This is a genomic window from Deinococcus aestuarii (genome assembly GCF_018863415.1).
GTDB lineage: Bacteria > Deinococcota > Deinococci > Deinococcales > Deinococcaceae > Deinococcus > Deinococcus aestuarii.
The window spans coordinates 106,255-125,690 of the sequence record NZ_JAHKSN010000012.1; the positions used below are offsets into that span (position 1 = coordinate 106,255).

General features: G+C 70.6%; 14 protein-coding genes, 1 tRNA gene and 1 rRNA gene. 8 read left to right on the top strand and 8 right to left on the bottom strand.

Annotated elements, in window-relative coordinates; translation table 11 throughout:
- Nucleotides 1-31 precede the first annotated feature (31 nt).
- The 6 genes from IC605_RS15110 to IC605_RS15135 all read right to left on the bottom strand — a co-directional run bounded on the left by IC605_RS15110 (nt 32) and on the right by IC605_RS15135 (nt 9,239).
- A complete protein-coding gene (locus IC605_RS15110) occupies nt 32-1,897 on the bottom strand; it encodes an amylo-alpha-1,6-glucosidase (RefSeq protein WP_216325908.1) in 1,866 nt (621 codons plus the stop codon).
- A 34-nt stretch (nt 1,898-1,931) separates the two neighbouring features.
- Nucleotides 1,932-3,473 (bottom strand): carbohydrate ABC transporter permease, encoded by a 1,542-nt coding sequence (locus IC605_RS15115; RefSeq protein WP_216325911.1) that lies wholly within the window; start codon nt 3,471-3,473, stop codon nt 1,932-1,934.
- A complete protein-coding gene (locus IC605_RS15120) occupies nt 3,470-4,567 on the bottom strand; it encodes a carbohydrate ABC transporter permease (RefSeq protein ID WP_216325913.1) in 1,098 nt (365 codons plus the stop codon). Before IC605_RS15120 ends, IC605_RS15115 begins: the two co-directional genes overlap by 4 nt.
- 78 nt (nt 4,568-4,645) lie before the next feature.
- Nucleotides 4,646-5,863, bottom strand: a complete 1,218-nt coding sequence (locus tag IC605_RS15125; protein ID WP_216325916.1) for an extracellular solute-binding protein — start codon at nt 5,861-5,863, stop codon at nt 4,646-4,648.
- A complete protein-coding gene (locus IC605_RS15130) occupies nt 5,860-6,858 on the bottom strand; it encodes a LacI family DNA-binding transcriptional regulator (protein ID WP_216325918.1) in 999 nt (332 codons plus the stop codon). Before IC605_RS15130 ends, IC605_RS15125 begins: the two co-directional genes overlap by 4 nt.
- 194 nt (nt 6,859-7,052) lie before the next feature.
- Nucleotides 7,053-9,239, bottom strand: a complete 2,187-nt coding sequence (locus tag IC605_RS15135; RefSeq protein ID WP_216325921.1) for a glycoside hydrolase family 3 N-terminal domain-containing protein — start codon at nt 9,237-9,239, stop codon at nt 7,053-7,055.
- 117 nt (nt 9,240-9,356) lie between these two features.
- Here IC605_RS15135 and IC605_RS15140 point away from each other — a divergent pair, with 117 nt between their 5' ends.
- From IC605_RS15140 to IC605_RS15170, 7 genes are all read left to right on the top strand, one after another.
- Entirely contained in the window at nt 9,357-10,499 is a 1,143-nt protein-coding gene (locus IC605_RS15140; RefSeq protein ID WP_216325923.1) for an XdhC family protein, read from the top strand.
- Nucleotides 10,500-10,558: 59 nt separating this feature from the next.
- On the top strand, nt 10,559-10,954 hold the full coding sequence (locus IC605_RS15145) for a YbaN family protein (protein WP_216325926.1): 396 nt from the start codon (nt 10,559-10,561) through the stop codon (nt 10,952-10,954).
- Nucleotides 10,955-11,007: 53 nt separating this feature from the next.
- Complete coding sequence (locus IC605_RS15150) at nt 11,008-11,892, top strand: alpha/beta fold hydrolase (protein ID WP_246580883.1); 885 nt, start codon at nt 11,008-11,010, stop codon at nt 11,890-11,892.
- Nucleotides 11,893-11,961: 69 nt separating this feature from the next.
- Complete coding sequence (locus tag IC605_RS15155) at nt 11,962-12,960, top strand: 4Fe-4S binding protein (protein WP_216325931.1); 999 nt, start codon at nt 11,962-11,964, stop codon at nt 12,958-12,960.
- 458 nt (nt 12,961-13,418) lie between these two features.
- The gene (locus IC605_RS15160; protein ID WP_216325933.1) at nt 13,419-16,052 is read left to right on the top strand and encodes a DEAD/DEAH box helicase; all 2,634 of its coding nucleotides are present in this window, start codon (nt 13,419-13,421) and stop codon (nt 16,050-16,052) included.
- A gap of 55 nt (nt 16,053-16,107) precedes the next feature.
- Nucleotides 16,108-16,181, top strand: a tRNA-Gln gene (locus tag IC605_RS15165).
- A gap of 225 nt (nt 16,182-16,406) precedes the next feature.
- A complete protein-coding gene (locus IC605_RS15170) occupies nt 16,407-17,018 on the top strand; it encodes a DUF4384 domain-containing protein (RefSeq protein ID WP_216325935.1) in 612 nt (203 codons plus the stop codon).
- Nucleotides 17,019-17,114: 96 nt separating this feature from the next.
- Here the strand turns inward: IC605_RS15170 and IC605_RS15175 are convergent, their stop codons facing one another.
- Nucleotides 17,115-17,861, bottom strand: coding sequence for an acyl-CoA acyltransferase (locus IC605_RS15175; protein WP_216325955.1), 747 nt, complete (start codon nt 17,859-17,861; stop codon nt 17,115-17,117).
- Nucleotides 17,862-17,923: 62 nt separating this feature from the next.
- Nucleotides 17,924-19,033 carry an o-succinylbenzoate synthase gene (menC, locus tag IC605_RS15180; protein ID WP_216325937.1) on the bottom strand — a complete coding sequence of 370 codons (1,110 nt, stop codon included), beginning with the start codon at nt 19,031-19,033 and terminating at the stop codon, nt 17,924-17,926.
- Between the two features lie 293 nt (nt 19,034-19,326).
- Between menC and IC605_RS15185 the strand changes: the two genes are divergently transcribed.
- A 16S ribosomal RNA gene (locus IC605_RS15185) occupies nt 19,327-19,436 on the top strand; the annotation flags it as partial.

Genomic DNA, 19,436 nt, shown 5'->3' on the forward strand with positions numbered 1-19,436 from the left:
CCCCCCCTCCCGGAAGGCGGGTGAGCGGGCGTTAAAGGACCGTCACGCCCGCCGCCTCCCGCTCCACGGGCTCGGCGAGCAGGTGCGCGAGCGCGAGGGGAATCGCCGCGTCCCAACCCTGCGGGTGGCAGGCGGCGGGATAGGGGACGGGCGGCCCGTCCTCCCGGGGAAAGCCCGCGAACAGCTCGCTCAGGCGGTGATCGGGCGCCCAGCGGGCCGCGTCGAACAGCGCCCGGGTCACCTGCCGGGCCTGGGCGTGCAGGCCGTAGCGCGCCATCCCCAGCGCCGCGACCGCCGTGTCGTGCGGCCACACGCTGCCGTTGTGGTAGGAGACCGGGTTGTAACGGGGCTCGTTCACCCCCAGTGTGCGGATGCCCCAGCCGCTCCAGAGCTCTTCCCCCAGAGCGGTGCGGGCGACCTGCTCGGCGTACTCGGGGGGGATAATTCCCGTCCAGAGCGTGTGGGCCGGGTTGGAGACGAGTACCCGCAGGGGCCGCTTGTCCCCGTTCAGGCCGTGGACGTAGGAGCCGCGCTCGGGCCACCAGAAGGCGCGCTGGAAGGTCTCGCGCAGGGTCTGGGCCCGCTCCTCCCACTCCGCCGCTCTTTCCGGCTCGCCCAGCTCGCGGTACATCCGCGCGGCGGCGAGGTAGGCGGCGTAGGCGTACCCCTGCACCTCGATCACGGCGACGTGCCCGCTCACGTCCACCCCGTCTTCTGTAAAGGTCGAGTCGCCGCTGTCCTTCCACACCGCGTTCGTGATGCCGTTCGGGTCGGGGGTGTACTCGATCAGGCCGTCGCCGTCCGGGTCGCCCAGGGTGGTGAGCCACTCCAGCGCGGCCTCCCAGTTCGGGCGCAGCTCACGGGCGAGGTCGGGCCGTTTCTGGCTGAGTTCGCCCACCAGCCACACGAAGAGGGGCGTGGCGTCGGCGGTCGCGTAGTAGGGGCGGTGCGGCGTGCGGCCCAGCCGGGTGAGTTCGCCCACCCGCTGCTCGTGCATGATCTTGCCGGGCTCCTCCAGCGTCACGGGGTCGTGTTTCCTCCCCTGCTGCGCGGCCAGGAAGCGGGCGACCGTCACGGCGAGGTCGGGGTGCTGCTCGTGCACGAGGAGGGCGATGATCAGGCTGTCGCGTCCGAAGGGGGCCACGAACCACGGCAGGCCCGCCGCCGGGAAGGGGCCGAAGTCGGTGTGGAAGCTCAGGCTGCGGAGGTCCTGCACGCTTCGTTCCACGATCTGCGCGTCGAGAGGGTTGGGCAGCGTGACGGGCGGGCGCAGGGCCGCGTACTCGCGGGCAAGGGCCTCTGGGTCGCCGGGGGTGGGCTCCTCGTCTCCCTGAAGGGGGAAGACGCTGACCTGAATGTCCGTGTTCCCTTCGATCTCCCAGATGAGCGCCTGACCGTCCCAACTTGGGGTGGGGGAGGCCTGCACGAGCGTCCGGCAGCGCAGCCCGTCCCCAGCGGTGTAGCTGAACTCCACGCCGCCGGGTAGGGCGCGCGTCACCACCTCCCGCGGGCCCAACCCTTTAGGCCACCCCCGCACCTCGAACATGTCGAGGAAGTCGGCGCCGAGTTCGAGGGTGAGGCGGTGGGTGCCGGGCTCGTAGAGGGTCACCCGCAGGTGGTCGCGTACCTCGGTCCCGGTGACGGTGAGGTCGCGGGTGATGCCGACGCGCATGGTGTAGCCGACGTTCGCGTTCGCCGCCTGCTCGTGCAGCCAGAAGGGCCAGCGTTCGTGCAGGACGAGGTGTTGCGGGGGCTGGCCGTCCAGCCGCCAGGCGTAGCGGGAGAGAAAGCGGGTGTCGCGGCGGTATAAGCCCCCCTCCTCGCCGACGGCTTGGTAATGGCGGTTGCCGACAAGGTAGAGGTCGTTTTCCTTGAGGACGGTGCGGGTGGTCAGCATGGGGGTCTTTCTGGAGAGGGAAGAGGGGGAAGGTTTACCCCTTGACGGCGCTGTCGGCCCCGGTGTCCACGAAGTAACGCTGGAAGACGACGAACACGATGATGACCGGAATGGCGCTCAGCACCGCGCCCGCCAGGATCAGCCCGTAGTCGCCCTGCCCGCCGTAGGCCTGCCGGAAGCTGGAGAGGCCCACCGTCAGGGTGAAGTTGGTGTTCTCGCGCAGCAGCACCACCGGCCAGAAGAAGTCGTTCCACGCCCCCTGGAACTGGGTGATCGCCAGCGCGATCAGCGCCGGGCCCGCCTGCGGCAGCATCACCCGCCAGAAGGTCGTGAAGGGCCCCGCCCCGTCGATGGAGGCCGATTCCTCCAGCTCGCGCGGCATTCCCTCGAAGAACTGCTTCATCAGGAAGACGCCGCCCGCCGCCACCAGCCCCTGAAGCCACAGGCCCCAGAGGTTGAGCAGCCCCAGGTCCCGCAGCAGCACGTAGTTGCTCACCAGGTTGACCTGCGCGGGCACCATCTGCACGAACAGCACGCCCAGGATGAAGATCAGGCCCTTGCCGGGAAAGTTCAGGCGGGCGAGCGCGTACCCGGCGAGCGAGCAGAACACGATGGCCGCCACGACCCGCAGCAGGGCGTACAGGAAGGAATTGCCCACCCAGCGCAGGAAGAGGCTGCGGCCACTCTGCGGGTCGGTCGTCTCGTTGAAGGCCCGGCGGTAGTTGTTGAAGGTGTACCCCAGGATGCCGGGGGTGACGTTGCGGTACGCGAAGGAGCGGTCGAAGTTCTGCCGGTCGCTGGGCGGCAGCGTGCTCCCCACGATGCTCTGCCCGCGCTGCACGTCCACCTGAAGCGGCGTGCGCTGGATCACCGGGCCCCGCAGGGAGTAGGTGCCGTTCGCCCGCACGAGTTCGACCAGTTGCGTCTCGCTGAGGTCGAACTGACGTTGCTGCGCCTCGGGGGTGTCGAGCGTGACCCTGACCCGCTCGCCATTCGGCAGGAAGGCGGTCAGGTCGGGGTCCGAGGGGCCGATCTTAGCGCGGACGATCTCACCCTGCTGCCGGGTGAGGGGCGGGTAGGTGACGGTCGTGCGGTAGGAGCGGACCTCGCCCGCCCCGCCCGTCTGCACGGTCCTGACCTGCGCGTAGTCGCGGGCCTGCGCCTGCTTGGCGAGCGCGACGAGGCTCTGCGGCTGGTACGGGAAGAGCGAGACGGTGGGCGGGTCTTGTGGCGCATCGGCGGGAGAGCGCACCGACACGTCGAAACTCACCGAGCGGCCCGGCACCAACCCCCCGTTCCAGCCGTCCGCGCCGCCCTGCACGCCCAGGTTGTACGCGGTGGCGATGTAACGCGGCGTGAGCTGCGGGATGATCAAGCGGGGCGGGTACTCGTTGGGGTTGTCCTTGAAGCTGCTGACCGTCCCCAGCAGGAAGGGCCCGACGAAGAACAGGCTCATCACCAGCATGAACAGGTACAGCCAGCCCACCCGCGCCCAGCGGCGCCGCGCCAGCCAGCGGTCCTGCTCCTGGGCCGACCCGAACCGGGCAGGCGGAGACGGAACGGTCGAGGTGGTCATTGCGCCTCCGGGGCCACGAAGAATCTGCGCTGGAGAAAGACCATCAGCAGGATGATCAGTGCCAGGATGATCGCCGCCGCCGCCGCCATGTTCACGGGCGCGGCCCCCGACTTGAAGGTGTTGGTGTACACGTAATACGCCAGCGTGATCAGCGTCTCCTGGGGCGCCGCGCTCCCGATCACCGCCACCTGGTCGAACATCTGCATGGTCCCGATCAGGCTGATGGTCACCACGTAAAAGGTCACCGGGCGCAGCATAGGGACCGTCACCCGCAGCAGCTTCTGGGCGGGCGTCGCCCCGTCGATGTCGGCGGCCTCGTACAGCGCGGCGGGGATGTTCTGGAGACCCGCCAGGAAAAACAGCATGAGCGTCGGAATGGTCGTGAAGGTGTTCATGATGACGACGACGAGGAGCGGCATACTCAGCACCCGCACGCCCCCGATGCTGAGCCACGAGTCCGAGAAGTACTGGAAGTCGTAGGGCTGCACGTCGCGGGCCCCGACGACGCCCAGCACGTTCAGGCCCAGGGTGACGGCCAGGGCGATCAGCGCGCTCATCGCCGCCAGCGCCGGGTCAAACCACTTCGCGGGCAGCTTGCGCGACCGCTCGAACAGCACCTGCGCGACCTGCACGGCGATCATCACGCCCAGGAAGGTCAGGATCAGCGGCAGGTACGTCAGCCACTGGGTGATCAGGTAATTGACCACGCCGCGCCGCTGAAACAGCCACAGGAAGATCAGGGTGATGACCACCGAACTCGTGATGCTGGGCATGTACCACGCCGAACGGAAGAACGACTGCCCCTTGATCTTGTTGTTCAGGGCCACGGCCATCAGGAGCGAGCCGACCGTTTGCAGCACCGTCACCAGGATGGAGAACACCAGCGTGTTCGCCAGCGCCCGCTGGAAGAGCGAGTCGCCCAGCACGTCCAGGTACGGTTTTATGCCAATCACTCGGGCGTCGTTGAACAGGTTGAAGTCGGTGAAGGAGTAATAGATCGCCCGGGCGAAGGCGTAGAAGAAGAACACCAGGATGGTGATCAGAAACGGCGCCAGGAACAGGAACGCGGTGGCGGTCTGACCTTTTCGGAACATGGGAGGCCTCCCCGGCCGGAATGCAGGCGGGGTCGGGAGAACGCACGGCCTCCTCCCGACCCCGCGGACTTCGGGGCCTTACCGGCTCTGGAGGGTCGCCATGTCCTGCTGCGCCTTCTTCAGCGCGTTGGCGGCACTCTGCTGACCGCTGAGCGCGGCGGCCAGCGCGGCGTTGATGGGCTTGGCCCAGTCCGGCCCCTTGGGCCCGAAGGTGTAGGGGGCGACGTTGCCGTCCGACGCGCCCGCGAAGACGGCGGCGGCGTTCTGGGCCTCCGGGGTGGTCTTCTTGAAGAAGGGGTTGTTCGCCAGGGCGGTGCGGCTGGGGATGGCGATGCCCTGATCCAGCACGTACTGCTGCACCTGCGGGCCCGTCAGGATGTTCAGGACCTTGAGGGCGTTGGCCCGGTTCTTGGAGTTGGCATTCACCGCCCAGCCGACCGTGTAGATGAAGTTGCCGCGCTTGCCGGTGCGGTCGGCCTTGGGCATCAGCGCCGTGCCGTACTTCAGGTTGGGGGCGTTGTCCTTGAGGAAGCCGGTGATCCAGTTGCCCTCGATGGCGACGGCGACCTTGCCGGTGGCGAGGCAGCCGCCCGACCAGTCCTGCGAAATCTCGCTGGGCTGGATGCCCACCTTGTCCTTCGTCAGGCCGGTGTACCAGTTGAAGGCCGCCTGGAAGGCCGGGTCGAGCAGGTTGGTCTTGCCGTTCGCGCCGAACTGCTTCCAGCCCGCGCCGATGGCAAAGGCCCCCATCCGCGCGTAGTCGGGCGCGAGGCAGATGCCGTAGTAGTCGCTGCCCAGCGCCTTTTTCAGGTTGGTGAGCTTGGTGGTGAGGCTGCTCCAGGTGTCGTTGTTGTTGGGATACGCAACCTTGGCCTCGTCGAAGAGGTCCTTGTTGTACACCAGCGTCAGGGTGTTGAAGTCCTTGGGGATGGCGTAGACCTTCCCGTCCCGGGTGAAGGCGTTGGTCAGGCTCCTGACGAAAGGAGCGGTGCTCACCTGGCCGGTCAGGGGCAACACCTTGCCGGTGGCGATGTAGGTGTCGAGCGTCTCCCCCGGCAGGTAGAACAGGTCGCCCGCCGAGCCGGAGGCCAGCAGCGTGGTCAGGCCCTGGTTGTAGTCGCCCTGGAGGGCCTGGTACGTCACGGTGACGCCCCTGAGCTGGGGCCGGACGTAGCGGTTGATCATCTCCGGGTAGATGGTGTTGTCCTGCCCCGCGTACCCGTTGATCTTGATGGTGCTCTGGGCGGCGGCGCTGGACGCGAGGACGGCGAGGCTGACGAGCAGGGCGTGTTTCATACTTCTCCTCCGGAAAGGGGCGCGCGTGCCACAGGGGCGACGGTCGCGCCGGGGGTCAGGTGAACGGGGATGAATTCGCCACGGGGGGGAAGCCCCGAGATGGCCTCGCCGACGAGTTGGAGAGCGGTCGAAGCGATGAGCGGGATGTTCTGCGCCACGGTGGTCAGCCGGATGTTGAGCGGCACCTCCGGCAGTCCGTCGAAGCCCACCACGGAAACGTCTTCCGGCACGCGCACGCCCAGGTCCTCCAGGGCGGCGATGGCCCCGATGGCGCTCTCGTCGCTCTGGGCGAAGAGGCCGGTGAAGCGCGCGCCGTCCTCCCAGGCCCGGCGGACGGCCCGGTAACCGCCGAGGACGGTGAAGTCGCTCGGCAGCGACCCGACCCGCGCCCCCGCCCCCCGTGCCGTCCCCACGAAGCCCCGCCCCCGGTCCTGGGCCACCTGGCTGGTTCCTTCGCCCAGGTACATCAGGTCGCGGTGCCCGGCCTCCAGCAGGTGCCGCGCCGCGAGGGCCCCGCCCTCCTCGTCGTGGGGGGCGACCCAGAAGAAGTCGGGGTGGTGACCGATCAGGACGGAGGGCACGCCCGCCCGCCGCAGGAAGTCGAGCCGCCGGTCCTCGTCCTGCTGCGCGTGCATCACCAGGACCGCCGTGGGCAGGTGGGGCAGGTTCCACACCTCGGTCCGCAGCCCTACGAGCTGCACGCCTTGCAGGGCGGTGTGGCTCTCCAGCGCCTCACGGAACAGGATGTAGTACGGGTGGAGCATCGGGTCGTCGCGGTCCAGCAGCAGCCCCAGCGTCTGCCCCTTGCGCCAGCTCAGGTGCCGGGCGGCGGGGTCGGGGCTGTACCCCATCCGCTGCATGACCTCCTGCACCCGCTCGCGCGTGCCCGCCGCGACGGTGCGGTGCCCGTTGAGCACGCGGCTCACCGTGCCCTTGCTCACGCCCGCCGCAACAGCGATGTCGTTGATGGTGGGGCGCGGGAGCAGATCGGTCACTGGGAACACCTCATCGGGAGTCGGCCCTTCTGTAACCGGTTACAAACTCATCAGACCAAAACCAAGGCACCAAGGGCTGCCCCAGCAAAGGTTTTGTAATCGGTTACAAGCCTATTCTGCACCTCTGCCCGGAGTTGTCAAGACGTCTTGGTGCGTGAGGGCTTGCCTCTTCCGGTCCTCGTCAGGCGCTCCTCTCAACCCTCCCCCGGGCCCTCGGCGAGGAGGCGGAAGGAGCCCTCCAAGGTCGCCGAACTGTCCTCGCCGACCCAGACGAGGAACTCGCCCGGCTCCAGCACGGGGGTTCCCGTCTCGTCGTAGAAGCTCAGGTCGTCTGCCATCAGGGTGAAGGCCACCTGCCGACAGGCGTCGGGCTCCAGCGCGACCCGCTCGAACCCTCTCAGCTCCCGGACGGGACGGGTGCGGCTGGCGACCACATCCCGCAGGTAGAGCTGGGCTACCGTCTCACCCGCCAGCTCGCCCACGTTCTTCACCGCGACGGTGACGCGGACGGGCTGCCCCAGGGGAACCTCGGTGTCCACCCGCAGGTCGGAATAGGCGAAGCGTGTGTAACTCAGCCCGAAGCCGAAGGGGAAGAGGGGCGAGTCCAACTCGTCGCTCAGCCGGTAGGCCTGCGGGAAGGTCGCCAGGGGCCTTCCCGTCGGTTTGAAGTTGTAGTGAGCCGGAAGCTGCCCGGTCTGGCGCGGGAGGCTGGCCGGGAGGTGCCCGCTGGGGTTGACCAAGCCGTACAGAATTTCGGCCACGGCCTCACCGCCGCAGACGCCCGGATGCCAGGCGAGCAGCACCGCCTCCGAGGCGCGCACGACCCGGGTGAGGACCAGCGGGCGGCCAGAGAAAACGACGGTCACGACCCGAACCCCGAGGGCGTGCAGCGCCTCCAGCGTCTCCGGTTGCCCGGCGGGCAGGTCCAGGCTGGCGACGCTGTGGTCCTCGCCGCTGCGGGTGGGCGTCTCGCCGAGGGCCACGATCACGACATCGGTGTGCCGGGCCCAGTCCAGCGCCTCGTCGATGTTGGCGGTGTGCCAGACCTCGTGCGGGCCGGGGTGGACCTTTCGCACGGCCTCCAGCAGCGTGGGTACGTCCCCCGCCTCGCCGTCGAGGGTCCAGGTGCCGAACAGCTGCTCGCGCCAGGTGGCCGCCACCCCGAACACGCCCACCCGGGTTCCGGCGCCCAGCGGCAGGAGGTCGCCCCGGTTCTGGAGGAGGACCGGGCTGCGGCGGGCGAGGTCCAGCGTCGTGGCGCGGTGCTCGGGGGTGAAGTGCGCGCGGGCCGCCTCGCCCTCGTCCGCGTAGGGCCGCTCGAACAGCCCCAGCCTGAACTTGAGGGTCAGGACACGCCTCACCGCCTCGTCCAGCCTCTCCGGGGGCACCCGTCCGGACCGGATCAGCTCCGGCAGATGCTCCCGGTAGAGCCCACTCACCATATCCACGTCGTTCCCCGCCAGGAACGCCTGCCGGGCGGCCTCCTCCCCGTCCCCGGCGACCCCGTGGCGGGTGAGTTCCAGCACACCCTCCCAGTCGGTGACGAGGACCCCCTCGAAGCCCAGGTCGTCCCGCAGGCTGCGGCGCAGCAGGCCAGGACTTGCCGCGACGGGCAGGCCGTTCAGGTCGCAAAAGGCGCTCATGACGCTCGCCACGCCCGCCCCCACCGCCGCGCGGAAGGGGGGGAGGTGGACGTTTTGCAGGGTGTAGGCGCTGATCTCCAGCGTGTTGTAGTCCCGCCCGCCCTCGACCGCGCCGTAGCCGACGAAGTGCTTGGCGCAGGCGGCCACGTGCTCCCCGTCGCCGAGGTCGTCTCCCTGGTAGCCGCGCACGGCGGCCTTGGCGAGACGGGCGGCCAGGTACGGGTCCTCGCCGAAGCCTTCCGCGATCCGGCCCCAGCGCCCGTCGCGGGCGATGTCGAGCATGGGGGTGAAGACCCAGGTGATTCCGTCCGCCCGCGCCTCCCGCGCCGCGACCTCCGCGCAGCGCCGGACGTGTTCGGGGGACCAACTGGCGGCCTGCCCCAGTGGGATGGGTGCAACCGTCCGGTGCCCGTGAATCACGTCCCGGGCGAACAGCAGGGGGATACCCAGGCGCGACTCCTTGACGGCGACTTGTTGCAGCCGGTTTAAGGCCTGCGCCCGCACCTGCTCCTGGCGGTCGTTGCCCGCGGTGGCGCTGCTGGCGACGATAGCACTTCCCACCCGGCCCAGGCGGATGTCGTCGGCGTCCGCGTCCCCCAGGTTGTGACCCTGGTGGAGTTGCCCGACCTTCTCCTCCAGGGTCATCCGGGCGAGCAGGGCCTCGACCCGCCCCGCCACCGTCCGTAAGGTCCGCCCGTCTGCCCCCAGGTTCTCGTCTCGTTCTCCACGTTCTGCCATAACCGGGCCCATTCTGGTCGAACGGGGCGGGGAACCTCGCGGGCGAGCCCGGTTCCACCGACTCATCCCTCGGGCCGGACCTCCTTCCCACCCCCGGCGGCGGTAGATTGAAGCCACATGAACGCAGCCGAAACGCGCGCCCTGCTCGCGGCGCTGAGAACAGCCCTGGCCGGGGGTCGGGAGGCCGCCCTCGCCACCATCGTCGGGGTGCGGGGCAGCGCCTACCGCCGCGAGGGCACCCGGATGCTCGTCCTCGACGACGGGGCGCAGGTCTGTATGCTCTCCGGCGGCTGCCTGGAGGCCGAGGTGGTGGAGGTCGCGCTGGAAGTTATCCGCACCGGCCAGCCCGCCCTCACCCACTACGACCTCTCGGAGGACGCGACCTGGGGCCTGGGCATCGGCTGCGGGGGCAGCGTGGACGTGCGGGTCGAGCGGGTGGACGCGGAAGACCCCGTGACCGCCGCCTGGCTCCGGGCGCTAGAGGAGGGCCGCGCCGCCGCCCTCGCGGTGCCGCTGGCGGGGGAGGGGAGGATCCTCGTCACCCCGGACGGGGCAGAGGTGGGCCGCCTGCCCGACCCCTCCCTCCACGCCTTCGCCGTGTCCGCCGCTCGCGAGCGGCTGGGCCTGCGCGAGCCACGCGCGGTGACCCTCGTGGCCCCGGACAGCACCCCCGTCTTCCTCGACGTGAGCGTGCCGCCGCCCGAACTCGTGATCTACGGGGCGGGCCACGACGCGATCCCGCTCGCCGCGCAGGCGCACGCGCTGGGGTACACCGTCCACGTGATCGACCCGCGCCCCGCGTACCTGACGCCGGGCCGCTTCCCGGGGGCGACGCTGCATTCCCTCGCCCCCGAGGAGCTGTCCGCCTTCACGCCCGGCGAGCGGGCCCACCTCATCGTGATGAACCACCACCTCGACCGCGACCGGGTGTGCCTCGCCCACGCGCTGCGCTCGTGCGCCCCCTACGTCGGCATCCTGGGCCCCCGCTCGCGCGCCGAGGACCTGCTGCGCGCGCTGGAAGCGGAGGGCGTCACCTTCACGCCCGGGGAACTCGCCCGCCTGCGCTCCCCGATTGGCCTGCGCCTGGGGGCCGAGGCGCCCGAGGAGGTCGCCCTGAGCGTCCTCGGGGAGCTGATGGCGTGGCGGCGTGGATACGACGGCGGCTTCCTGAGCGGGCACGCGGGGCGCATCCACGACTCGGGCACCCACGCCCCCGCCCCGGCGCACCTGGGGGCGTCCGTTCACACAGGGACGGATTGACGGAGCCGGAAAGGTCCCGAGCCTCCCGTCTCGCCCCGCCGCCGTCCTATCTTGAGAGCATGGCCCGCCGACCCCCGCCCGCGTCACGCCTCGCCCGGCCCCTGTGGGTGGCGCTGGGCTTTGTGCTGATGGGGTTGGGCGTCCTGGGGCTGATCCTGCCGGGCCTGCCCGGGACGGTGTGGTTCATCCTCGCGGCGGCCTGCTTCGCGCGGGGCAATCCCAAATGGGAGGCGTGGCTGCTCTCGCGGCCCGTGGTCGGCGAACTCGTGCGCGACTACCGGGCGGGGCGCGGAATGCCGCTGCGGGCGAAGTGGATCGCCTGCACCTGCATCGCGGTGGCGGTGGGATTCAGCCTGCCGCGCATTCCAGTGCTCGCCGGACAGGTCGCGTGGGTGCTCGTGGGCGCGGCGGGCGTCCTCTTCCTCACCCTGCGCGTGCCGACGCGCCGACCTTGAGGGGCACGGCCTCCCTGCTGGGGCTCGCCGCCGCGCTTGGGTTGGGGGCCCTCTTGACCCACGCCCGCATCCGGCGCAGCGTGGAGCGCTATCCGCCGCGCGGGCGCGTGCTCGACCTCCCCGATGGCCCCACCCACGTGATCGAGGGAGGTGACCCCACCGCGCCGCCCACCGTCCTGATCCACGGGAGCGACGGGGTGGCCCTCGACTGGCCCGTCTCGCCACTGTGGGACGAACTCGGCCCTCACGCGCGGCTGATCGCCCCCGACCGACCCGGCCACGGCCACACGCCCGTCCCCGTCGGCTCGCCCGTCACGGTGGAGGTCAACGTCCGGCGGCTCTCCCAGCTCCTGGACGCCCTGGAGGTGCGCGGGCCCGTCACCCTGCTCGGGCACTCCTACGGGGCGGCGGTGGCGCTCGCCTTCGCCGCCGCCTACCCGGAGCGGGTGCGCTCCCTCGTGCTGTTCTCGCCCACCGCCTTCCCGGTGCGCGGCCTGACCCGGCCCCTGGCGTACGTGCCGCTCGTGCCCGGGCTGGAGACGCTGCTGACCCGGGTGTTCCTGCTGCCGCTGGGCCGCCTCGTCGCCCGGGTGGAGGGGACGCGCGCCTTCCACCCCCACCCCATCCCGCCCACCTGGCACGCGATGATGCTCGCCTTCTCCCGGCGCCGGGCGCAGGTCCACGCCCTCGCCTGGGAAAACCGCACCTTCGCCCGGGAGCTCACCCGGCTCGTCCCGGCGTATGCCCGGCTGGACGTACCCACGACGGTCATCGCGGGAGCCCACGACCGCCTCACGCCCGCGGGGCTCCACGCCGTGCCCCTCGCCCGCGCCCTGCCCCGGGCGACCCTGCGGGTCCTGGGCGACGGCGGGCACCAGCTCCACTGGACCCACCCGGAGGAGATCGCCCGCGCCGTGCTGGACACCGCTGAGCGCTGAGAGGACGGGACCGTCCCCTTCGTCTCCTGCCTTCCTTTGGGGCCCTTCCCCCGGCACTAGACTCGGCGCATGTTGGAAGGCGTTCTGAACCGTCTGGGCGAGTACGGCAACCCGCTGCCGCGCTTTGCGGCGCCGCGTTGCCTGCTCGAACGTCAGGCGGTCGGCGGCTGCGACGCCTGCCACACCACCTGCCCCCACGGCGCGATTCAGCTCGGCCCCCTGGGTGACAGCATCCAGATCGACCCCGCCCTGTGCACGGGCTGCGGCCTGTGCGTGCAGGTCTGCCCCTCGGGCGCCCTGGAGTACGACCTCACGCCCACCCTCCAGACCGTGCGCGACGCGGGCCAGGGCGGGGAGGCCACCCTCACCTGCTCCCAGAGCGGGGCGGGCGGTCCCACCCTACCCTGCCTGGGCCGCGTGACCCCCGCCGTGGTCGCCGCCGCCGGGGCCTGGGGCACGCCCCTGACCCTGATTCACGGCGAGTGCGGGGCCTGCCCGGTCGGTGCCCCCGACGTGCCGGGGCGGGTGGGCCGCGTGGTCGAGGAGGCCAATCACCTGCGGGGGGCGACCGGGCAGCCCACCGAGGCCACCGTGCGCCCCGCCACCCCGGAGGACCAGGGCCGGGCCGTGCGCGTCTCGCGCCGCGGAGCCTTCGCCACCCTCCTGCGCGTGGGGCGGCAGCAGGTCGCCCAGGCCATTCCCGAGCGTCCCCTCCCCTTCGTGGACTGGAGCGTCCCGGGGGAGCGCACCCCCGAGGAGTGGCGGTGGCGCGCCCGGTCCCTCCAGCCCGCCCCGGCCCCCGACGCGGGCGTCTTCTGGCCCGCGCCCCTGGTGGACGACTCCTGCATCGACTGCCCGGTGTGCTCCAACGTCTGCCCCACCGAGGCGATCACCCGCGAGCTGAAGCCGGAAGGCGGCGTGCGGCTCCTCCTCAACCTCTCCGCCTGCACGGGCTGCATGGCCTGCGTGCGCTCCTGCCCGCCGGATGCGATGCACCCGCAGGAAGAATGGCTCCCCGCCGCCTTCCACGCGCCGATCCTGATTCGGGAGAGCGACTCGGTGATGTAGGCGGTGGGTGAGGAGAGATGAGGCTTGGGGCGTGGAGGGCACTGAGGAGCGGTTGCGTTACCCCCTCTGCTGCGCAGCTCTACAAATCCCAGCCTCCCCCTTCAAGGGGAGGAGCAAAGGGCGCGAGAGCTCTTGCTTTTAAAACGTCTATTTGGACGCCCCTTGAGTGCCGGTGACTGAACGCCCCAGGCCCACGGCCCCGCCTTGCTCGCGCAGCGAGACGGTGGGCACGCCGATGGGATGCGACAAGATCACACCTTGCGTTCAGACGGACCCGACCACCCGCGCCGTCCGTGTGCCCTTGCCCAGCGCCGCGCCGCTCCCCCTGCCCCCTCAGGGGGTAGGGGGCAGGGGGGTGGGGGTAAACCGTCGCAAGACACCCTGCCCCCCTCCACCCCCACCCCGACCGTAACCCCTCTCCCCACCCACCTTTTCCCAAGCGCCCTACACTGAGCCACGTGTTCCCCGCCCGCTCCCCCTACGCCCGCCTGGAGGCGTTCCTGCGGGACATCCTGGGCGGCGGAGCGGCCCTGCTCCACGAGGAGAAGGAAGCCCCCCCCCGCACCCTGAGCACGGCGGACCTCGGCTGGTCCGAGGCCGTCTCCCGCGGCTTCGGCTTCCCCGAGGTCTTCAGCCACCAGGCCGAGACCTACCGCCTGATGCAAGGCGGCGAGCACGTCATCGTGACCACCCCGACCGCCAGCGGCAAGACGGGCGCCTTCTTCCCGGCGGTCTTCGAGCGGTTGGAACGCGACCCCCGCGCGACCGCCCTCTTCGTCTACCCCCTCGTCGCCCTCGGCCAGGACCAGCGCGACAAGCTCGCTGCGTTCCAGGCAAGTGGCGGCTTCGACTGGGAGATCGGCGCCTTTCAGAGCGCGGCCCAGCCGAACGAGGTCTTCCGACCCGGCGTGCGGATGGTGACCGCCACCCCCGACAAGCTCCACTGGTCGCTGACCCAGCCCCGCGTGCGCGAGTTCCTGTCCCGCCTGTCCTTCATCGTGCTCGACGAGGCGCACACCTACCGGGGCGGCTTCGGCAGCGAGGTCGCCGGGATGCTGCGGCGCCTCCTCGACCTCGCGCGGGCGCTGGGCGCAAATCCCCAGGTCGTCCTGTCCACCGCCACCATCGGCAACCCCGCCGAGTTCGCCCGGGAGCTGGTCGGGGTGGACGCCGTGCAGGTCAGCGAGTCGGGCGCGGCGCGGCACGGCAAACGCTACTACCTCGCCGACCACCGGGGGCAGCCCCGCCGCTTCTGGGATGCGGTCGTGAGCGCGAGCGTGACCCACCGCCTCAAGGTCCTCGCCTTCTTCCGGGGCCGCTCGCGGGCCGCCCGCCTGTATTCCACCTACCGCGCCCAGCCCCTCTACCAGAGGCACACCCACCTCTATATGGCCGGGACCTCCGACCGCGAGGGTCGCCTCACCGAGTTCCGCCGCGCGTCGAGCGGGGTGATGTTCGCCACCAATGCCCTGGAGGCCGGGGTGGACATCGGCGACCTGGAGGTCGTGATCATCGACGGCTACCCCGGCTCGCGCATGGCCTTCCGGCAGATGGCGGGCCGGGCCGGACGGGTGGCGCCGGGCCTGGTCCTCTACCTTCCCGCGCTGAACGAGCAGGGCGTGCCGCAGCCCGTGGATGCCTTCTACTCCAACGCCGGGAACTTCCGCGAACTCGTGACCGGCCCCATCGAGAAGGCGGTCGTGGAGGCGAACAACCCCTACCTCTCGCCCCGGCACCAGGGACGCGCGAACGAGGAGTTCAAGGCGGCGGGGCTCCCCGCTGAAGTCGCGCCCAGCCCCAAATACTGGAACCTGCGCGGCGAGGGGAGCGCCAAATTTGCCGTCGTGGAGGAGGCGGACTGGGAACTCAAGGGCCCGCGCGCCCTCGACACGCCGCTGGAATCGCCCAGCCAGCACTACGCGCTGACCGAGAAGCACGAGGGAGCGGTCTTCACCCTCGACGGGCAGGGGTACAAGGTCACCCGCTGGCAGGAGCACCCGGCGGGGACGGCGATCCTCGCCCAGCGCTTCGACGCGGCCAACCTCTTCACGCGCGGGCTGTACTCCATCGAGGTCAGCCCGACCCGCATGGGCGAGTGGGTGCGGCGCGGGGCGCTGGCCTACCGCCACGGGGAGGTGACGATCCGCCGCCGCTACACCGGCTACATGATGATGCGCCAGGTCTTCGAGCGCGTCTGCACCGGCTGTGACCGCGAACCCGACCCCACCGAGCGGGTGTGCCGCGCCTGCGGGAGCCGCATCCAGGACCGGATGCAGGACCACAAGCTCTCCGAGCACCTGTACGACGAGCCCCTCGAACTCCCCCCCTTCCGCACCTCTGCGCTGGAGGTCGGGGTGGACGCGCGGGCGACCGAGCATCCGACGGCGGTCGCGCACACCCTGAAACACCTGTTGCAAAAGGTCACCCCCGAGCGCGTCGCCTGCGACGAGAACGATCTCGCCGGGGCCTTCCGGACGGACCGGGACAACTACTTTTTCCTGTACGACGACTGGCTGGGCGGCCTGGGGGTGTCGCGCCGCGCCTTCGAGAATCTGGACGACCTCCTCGCTCGCGCGCTCGACCTCACTGCGAAGACGTGCTGCAAGGAGACGCACGGCTGTTACGAGTGCATCGCGGTGAGCCGCTGCTACGCCCCCTTTTTGAGCAGCGGCGAGCGTCGCCCCACCGACAAGCACGCCACCCGCGCCTTCCTGCAAGACCTCCTGGGGGTGCAGCCCGCCGCCGAGCCCGAGCCGGACGCCGCCACCCTTCCCGAGGTCCCCGCCCTGCCCCCCTCCTGGCCGCTCCAGGCGCGCGAACTCCTTGACCTCCAGGGCCTCTCGCTCCCCGAGGTCAGCGCCCGCCTCGGCATCCCCAGCCGTGAGCTTCAGCGGGCGGTGAGCACCACCGAGCCTCTGCGGGTGCGCCACGCCAAGTTCGGCGAGGGCGTCTTGCTCCAGGGGTTCGGGCAGGGCGAGCGGCGGGAGGTGCTGATCTATTTTCCCGGTGTCGGGCAAAAACGCCTGCTGCTCCAGTACGCGGGACTGACGGTGATCGAGAAGCCGTCTGTGGTGGCGGCGCGCGGCGGTTGACCCCCTCACGCGGGCGCGTCTATACTCCACTGCGCCCGCCCGGCGGGTGAAGCGTTGGGGCATTGTGTAATGGCAGCACAGCAGTCTTTGGAACTGTTAGTCAAGGTTCGAATCCTTGTGCCCCAGCCAGCGAAGGCAGGAAGAGAGGCGGAGTCCACCCCGGATTCCGCCGCCTTCTTTTTCGGTGAGACGCGCCGCTGAGCCACATGAACATCACGTCAGCCGTCCTCACCTTGAGTCAGGCGGGCTTCACCCGGAGTCAGGCGGGCGGGACTACGGTGGGGTCAGCCAGGCCACCGAGAATCCCGCGCAGGACGCTTCCGGCGCAGCGGTGGCCTCGACCGGAGGAATGCCATGAAGAAGCCCGCCATCCTGACCACTCTGACCGCCGCCCTGCTTCTTCCCCTTGCCGCCCCTGCCCAGGCCACGCCCCGGCTGAGTGCCCAGAGCATCATCGTGAACCCGGTCCAGACGAACCTCTCGGCGCAGGTGTGGGTGGACCGCGACCCCAGCGGTCTCCAGACCCCGAACTACCGGGTGGGCGAGCGCATCCGCCTCTACACCCAGGTCAACGAGGACGCCTACGTCTACCTCTTCAACGTGAACCCCGACGGCAGCGTCGATCAGATTCTGCCCAACCGCCTGAGCGGCACCAACTTCGTGCGCCGGGGCGAAATCCGCGCCTTCCCGGCGGCGGGAGACAACTTCACCTTCGACGTGGCGGGCCCCTACGGGCTGAACAAGGTCCTCGTCGTCGCCAGCCGCCGCGCGCTGAACCTCTCGGAGATCAGCTCCTTCCAGGCGGGGCAACCCTTCGCCACCGTCAAGCCCACCGCCAACTCCCCCCAGCGCCTCGCCCAGGCCCTGAGTATCGTCGTCAACCCGGTCACGCCCACGCCGACCCAGCCCGCCATCTCCCAGCAGGACTGGGTGAGCGACACGGCGTCCTACAACGTGGCGTACTGAGGGAAGTGGTGAGTGGTCCGTGGGACCGCACCGCTGAACAACAGGAATGAGGGGGACGTGGCCGATGCTGCGTCCCCTCGTCCCTTTGTGCGTCCCCTACCGCCCCCGCGTCAACACGTAGTACGCCCGCTCCCCCTGCCGCGCGAGGTCGGTCACGGCATATCCACCTCCCAGATAGCCGCCCAGCACGTCGCGCAGGGCGTGTCTCCAGGCGAGGCGTGCAGCTTCGGGCAGGGTGTCCGCCCGTGTGGGCACCTCCGCGAGGAGACGCGGCCCGGCCAGGTCGAGGCGGGGGCGTCCTGGTCCCTCTCCCTGCGCTTCCAGCACCACCTCACCGTCCGGAGGGGGAGCCGGGCGTTCCATGTGCGGCCTCGTCAGGTCCCACTCGATCATCAGACGGTCGGCGGGAAAGGCGGCCCTGCGATCCTCCCCGAGGGCGTACCAGCCCGGGTGGTAGCTCACGGCCCGCGCGCCCAGCTTTCCCAGGTTGAGGCGGGCGTTGCGGGTCACCAGGGGGTCGAAGGTCCAGGTCATCCGCGTGAGGCCCTGCGCGAGCGCCCGTTCCCGCTGCGCGAGCTTGAGGGCAACGGCGGCCCCGCCCCCCCGCCACTCCGGCGAGACGGCGAGGAGGTGCGAGTGGTGCCAGAGCTGCCCGCCCTTCAGGGCCGGAAAGCCGTAGGCGAGGCCGAAGGGGGAAGCCGCGGCGCCCGCCTCATCATCTGCGGGATAGGCCGCCAGCACGACCGCGCCCGTGTGGGCCCCGATGCGGAGCATGGTGGCGGGCAGCACCTCGCGGTCGGCGTACCCCCAGGCCCGCACCTGCACGTCCTCCAGCGCCCGCATCTCCCAGGGGTCGGTCACGTCCCGGACGACGAAGGCACGCCCGGCCGGGGAGATGGGTCCCGTCAAGCCTGAAACTCCTCGTCGAGCTCGGAGACCTGCGCGATGAATTCCCGGTTGAGCGTCACGCCGATGCCGGGACCCTGCGGCACGGGCATCAGGCCATTCACCGCCTCCAGAGGCTCGTTGATCACGTCCGTCTCCCAGTAGCGGCTGGCGCTGCTCGTGTCCCCCGGCAGGGCGAAGTTCGGCAGGGTCGAGAGGTGGACGTTGTGCGCCCGGCCCACGCCGCTTTCCAGCATCCCCCCGCACCACACGGGCGCCCCGAAGGCCTGCGCCACGTCGTGGACCCGCCGCGCCTCCGCGTGCCCGCCGACGCGCGCAACCTTGAGGTTGATGACCCGCCCCGCCCCCAGGGCCAGCCCCTTGCGGGCGTCCTGCGCGCTCGTCACGCTCTCGTCGAGGCACAGCGGCGTGCGCAGGCGGCGCTGCAACTCCGCGTGGTCCACGAGGTCGTCCCAGGCGAGCGGCTGCTCGATGTACGTCAGGTCGAAAGCGTCCAGCGCCGCGAGCCGCCCGGAGTCCGCCAGCGTGTAGGCGCTGTTGGCGTCCACGGTGAGGCGGATGTCGGGAAAGGCCTCCCGCGCGGCACGGACGGGCTGCACGTCCCAGCCCGGCTTGATCTTGAGCTTGATGCGGCGGTAGCCCTGCTCCACGTGCCGCCCCACCACCTCCACCGTGGCGGCCTCGTCCGCCTGGATGCCGAGGCTCACGCCCACCTCGACCTCGGTCTTGCGCCCGCCCAGCAGCGTTCCCAGCGGCACGCCGAGGGTCCGCGCCCACAGGTCCCACGCGGCCATCTCCACCATCGCGCGGGCCATGCGATTGCCCCGGAACGAGCCCAGCGCGGCCTCCACCGCCTCCGGGTTGGCGAAGGTGCGCCCCAGGACGCGCGGCAAGAACACCTCGCGCAGCAGGTGCAGCGCCCCGGCGATAGTCTCCTCGCGGTACATCGGCGCGAACTCCATTGTCCCCTCGGCCAGACCCTGCACCCCGTCCCCATGCAGCACGAGCAGGGGAATGAGCTTCTCCGTCTGCACCCCGAAGCTCGTCTCGAAACGGAACTTCAGCGGCAGGCGCACGAGCAGCAGTTCAGCGGCCTCTATTCGGAACATGACCCCAGTATGCCCAGCCGGACGGCGAAGGGGTCGCGGGCGCACGCTTCGGGAGCCCGGCGAGGGCCGGGGGGAGTTGACAAAGCGGGAGGGGCCCGGTATCTTTTCTGAGCCTCAAGCGAGGCGAGCAGCATGACAGGTGAAGAGATGCGAGAGCAGGGCCACCCGACAGGGTGGTACACGCGGTTTCTCCCCCGAGGAACTCCAGACGTGTGCGGAGCTGCGGCTCCACCAGCCAAGCGCAAGCTTGGAGCAACACTTATCAACAGCCTCGACAGAGGGTGCTGAACGATTTGATGGAGAGTTTGATCCTGGCTCAGGGTGAACGCTGGCGGCGTGCTTAAGACATGCAAGTCGAACGCTCGGCCTTCGGGTCGGGAGTGGCGCACGGGTGAGTAACGCG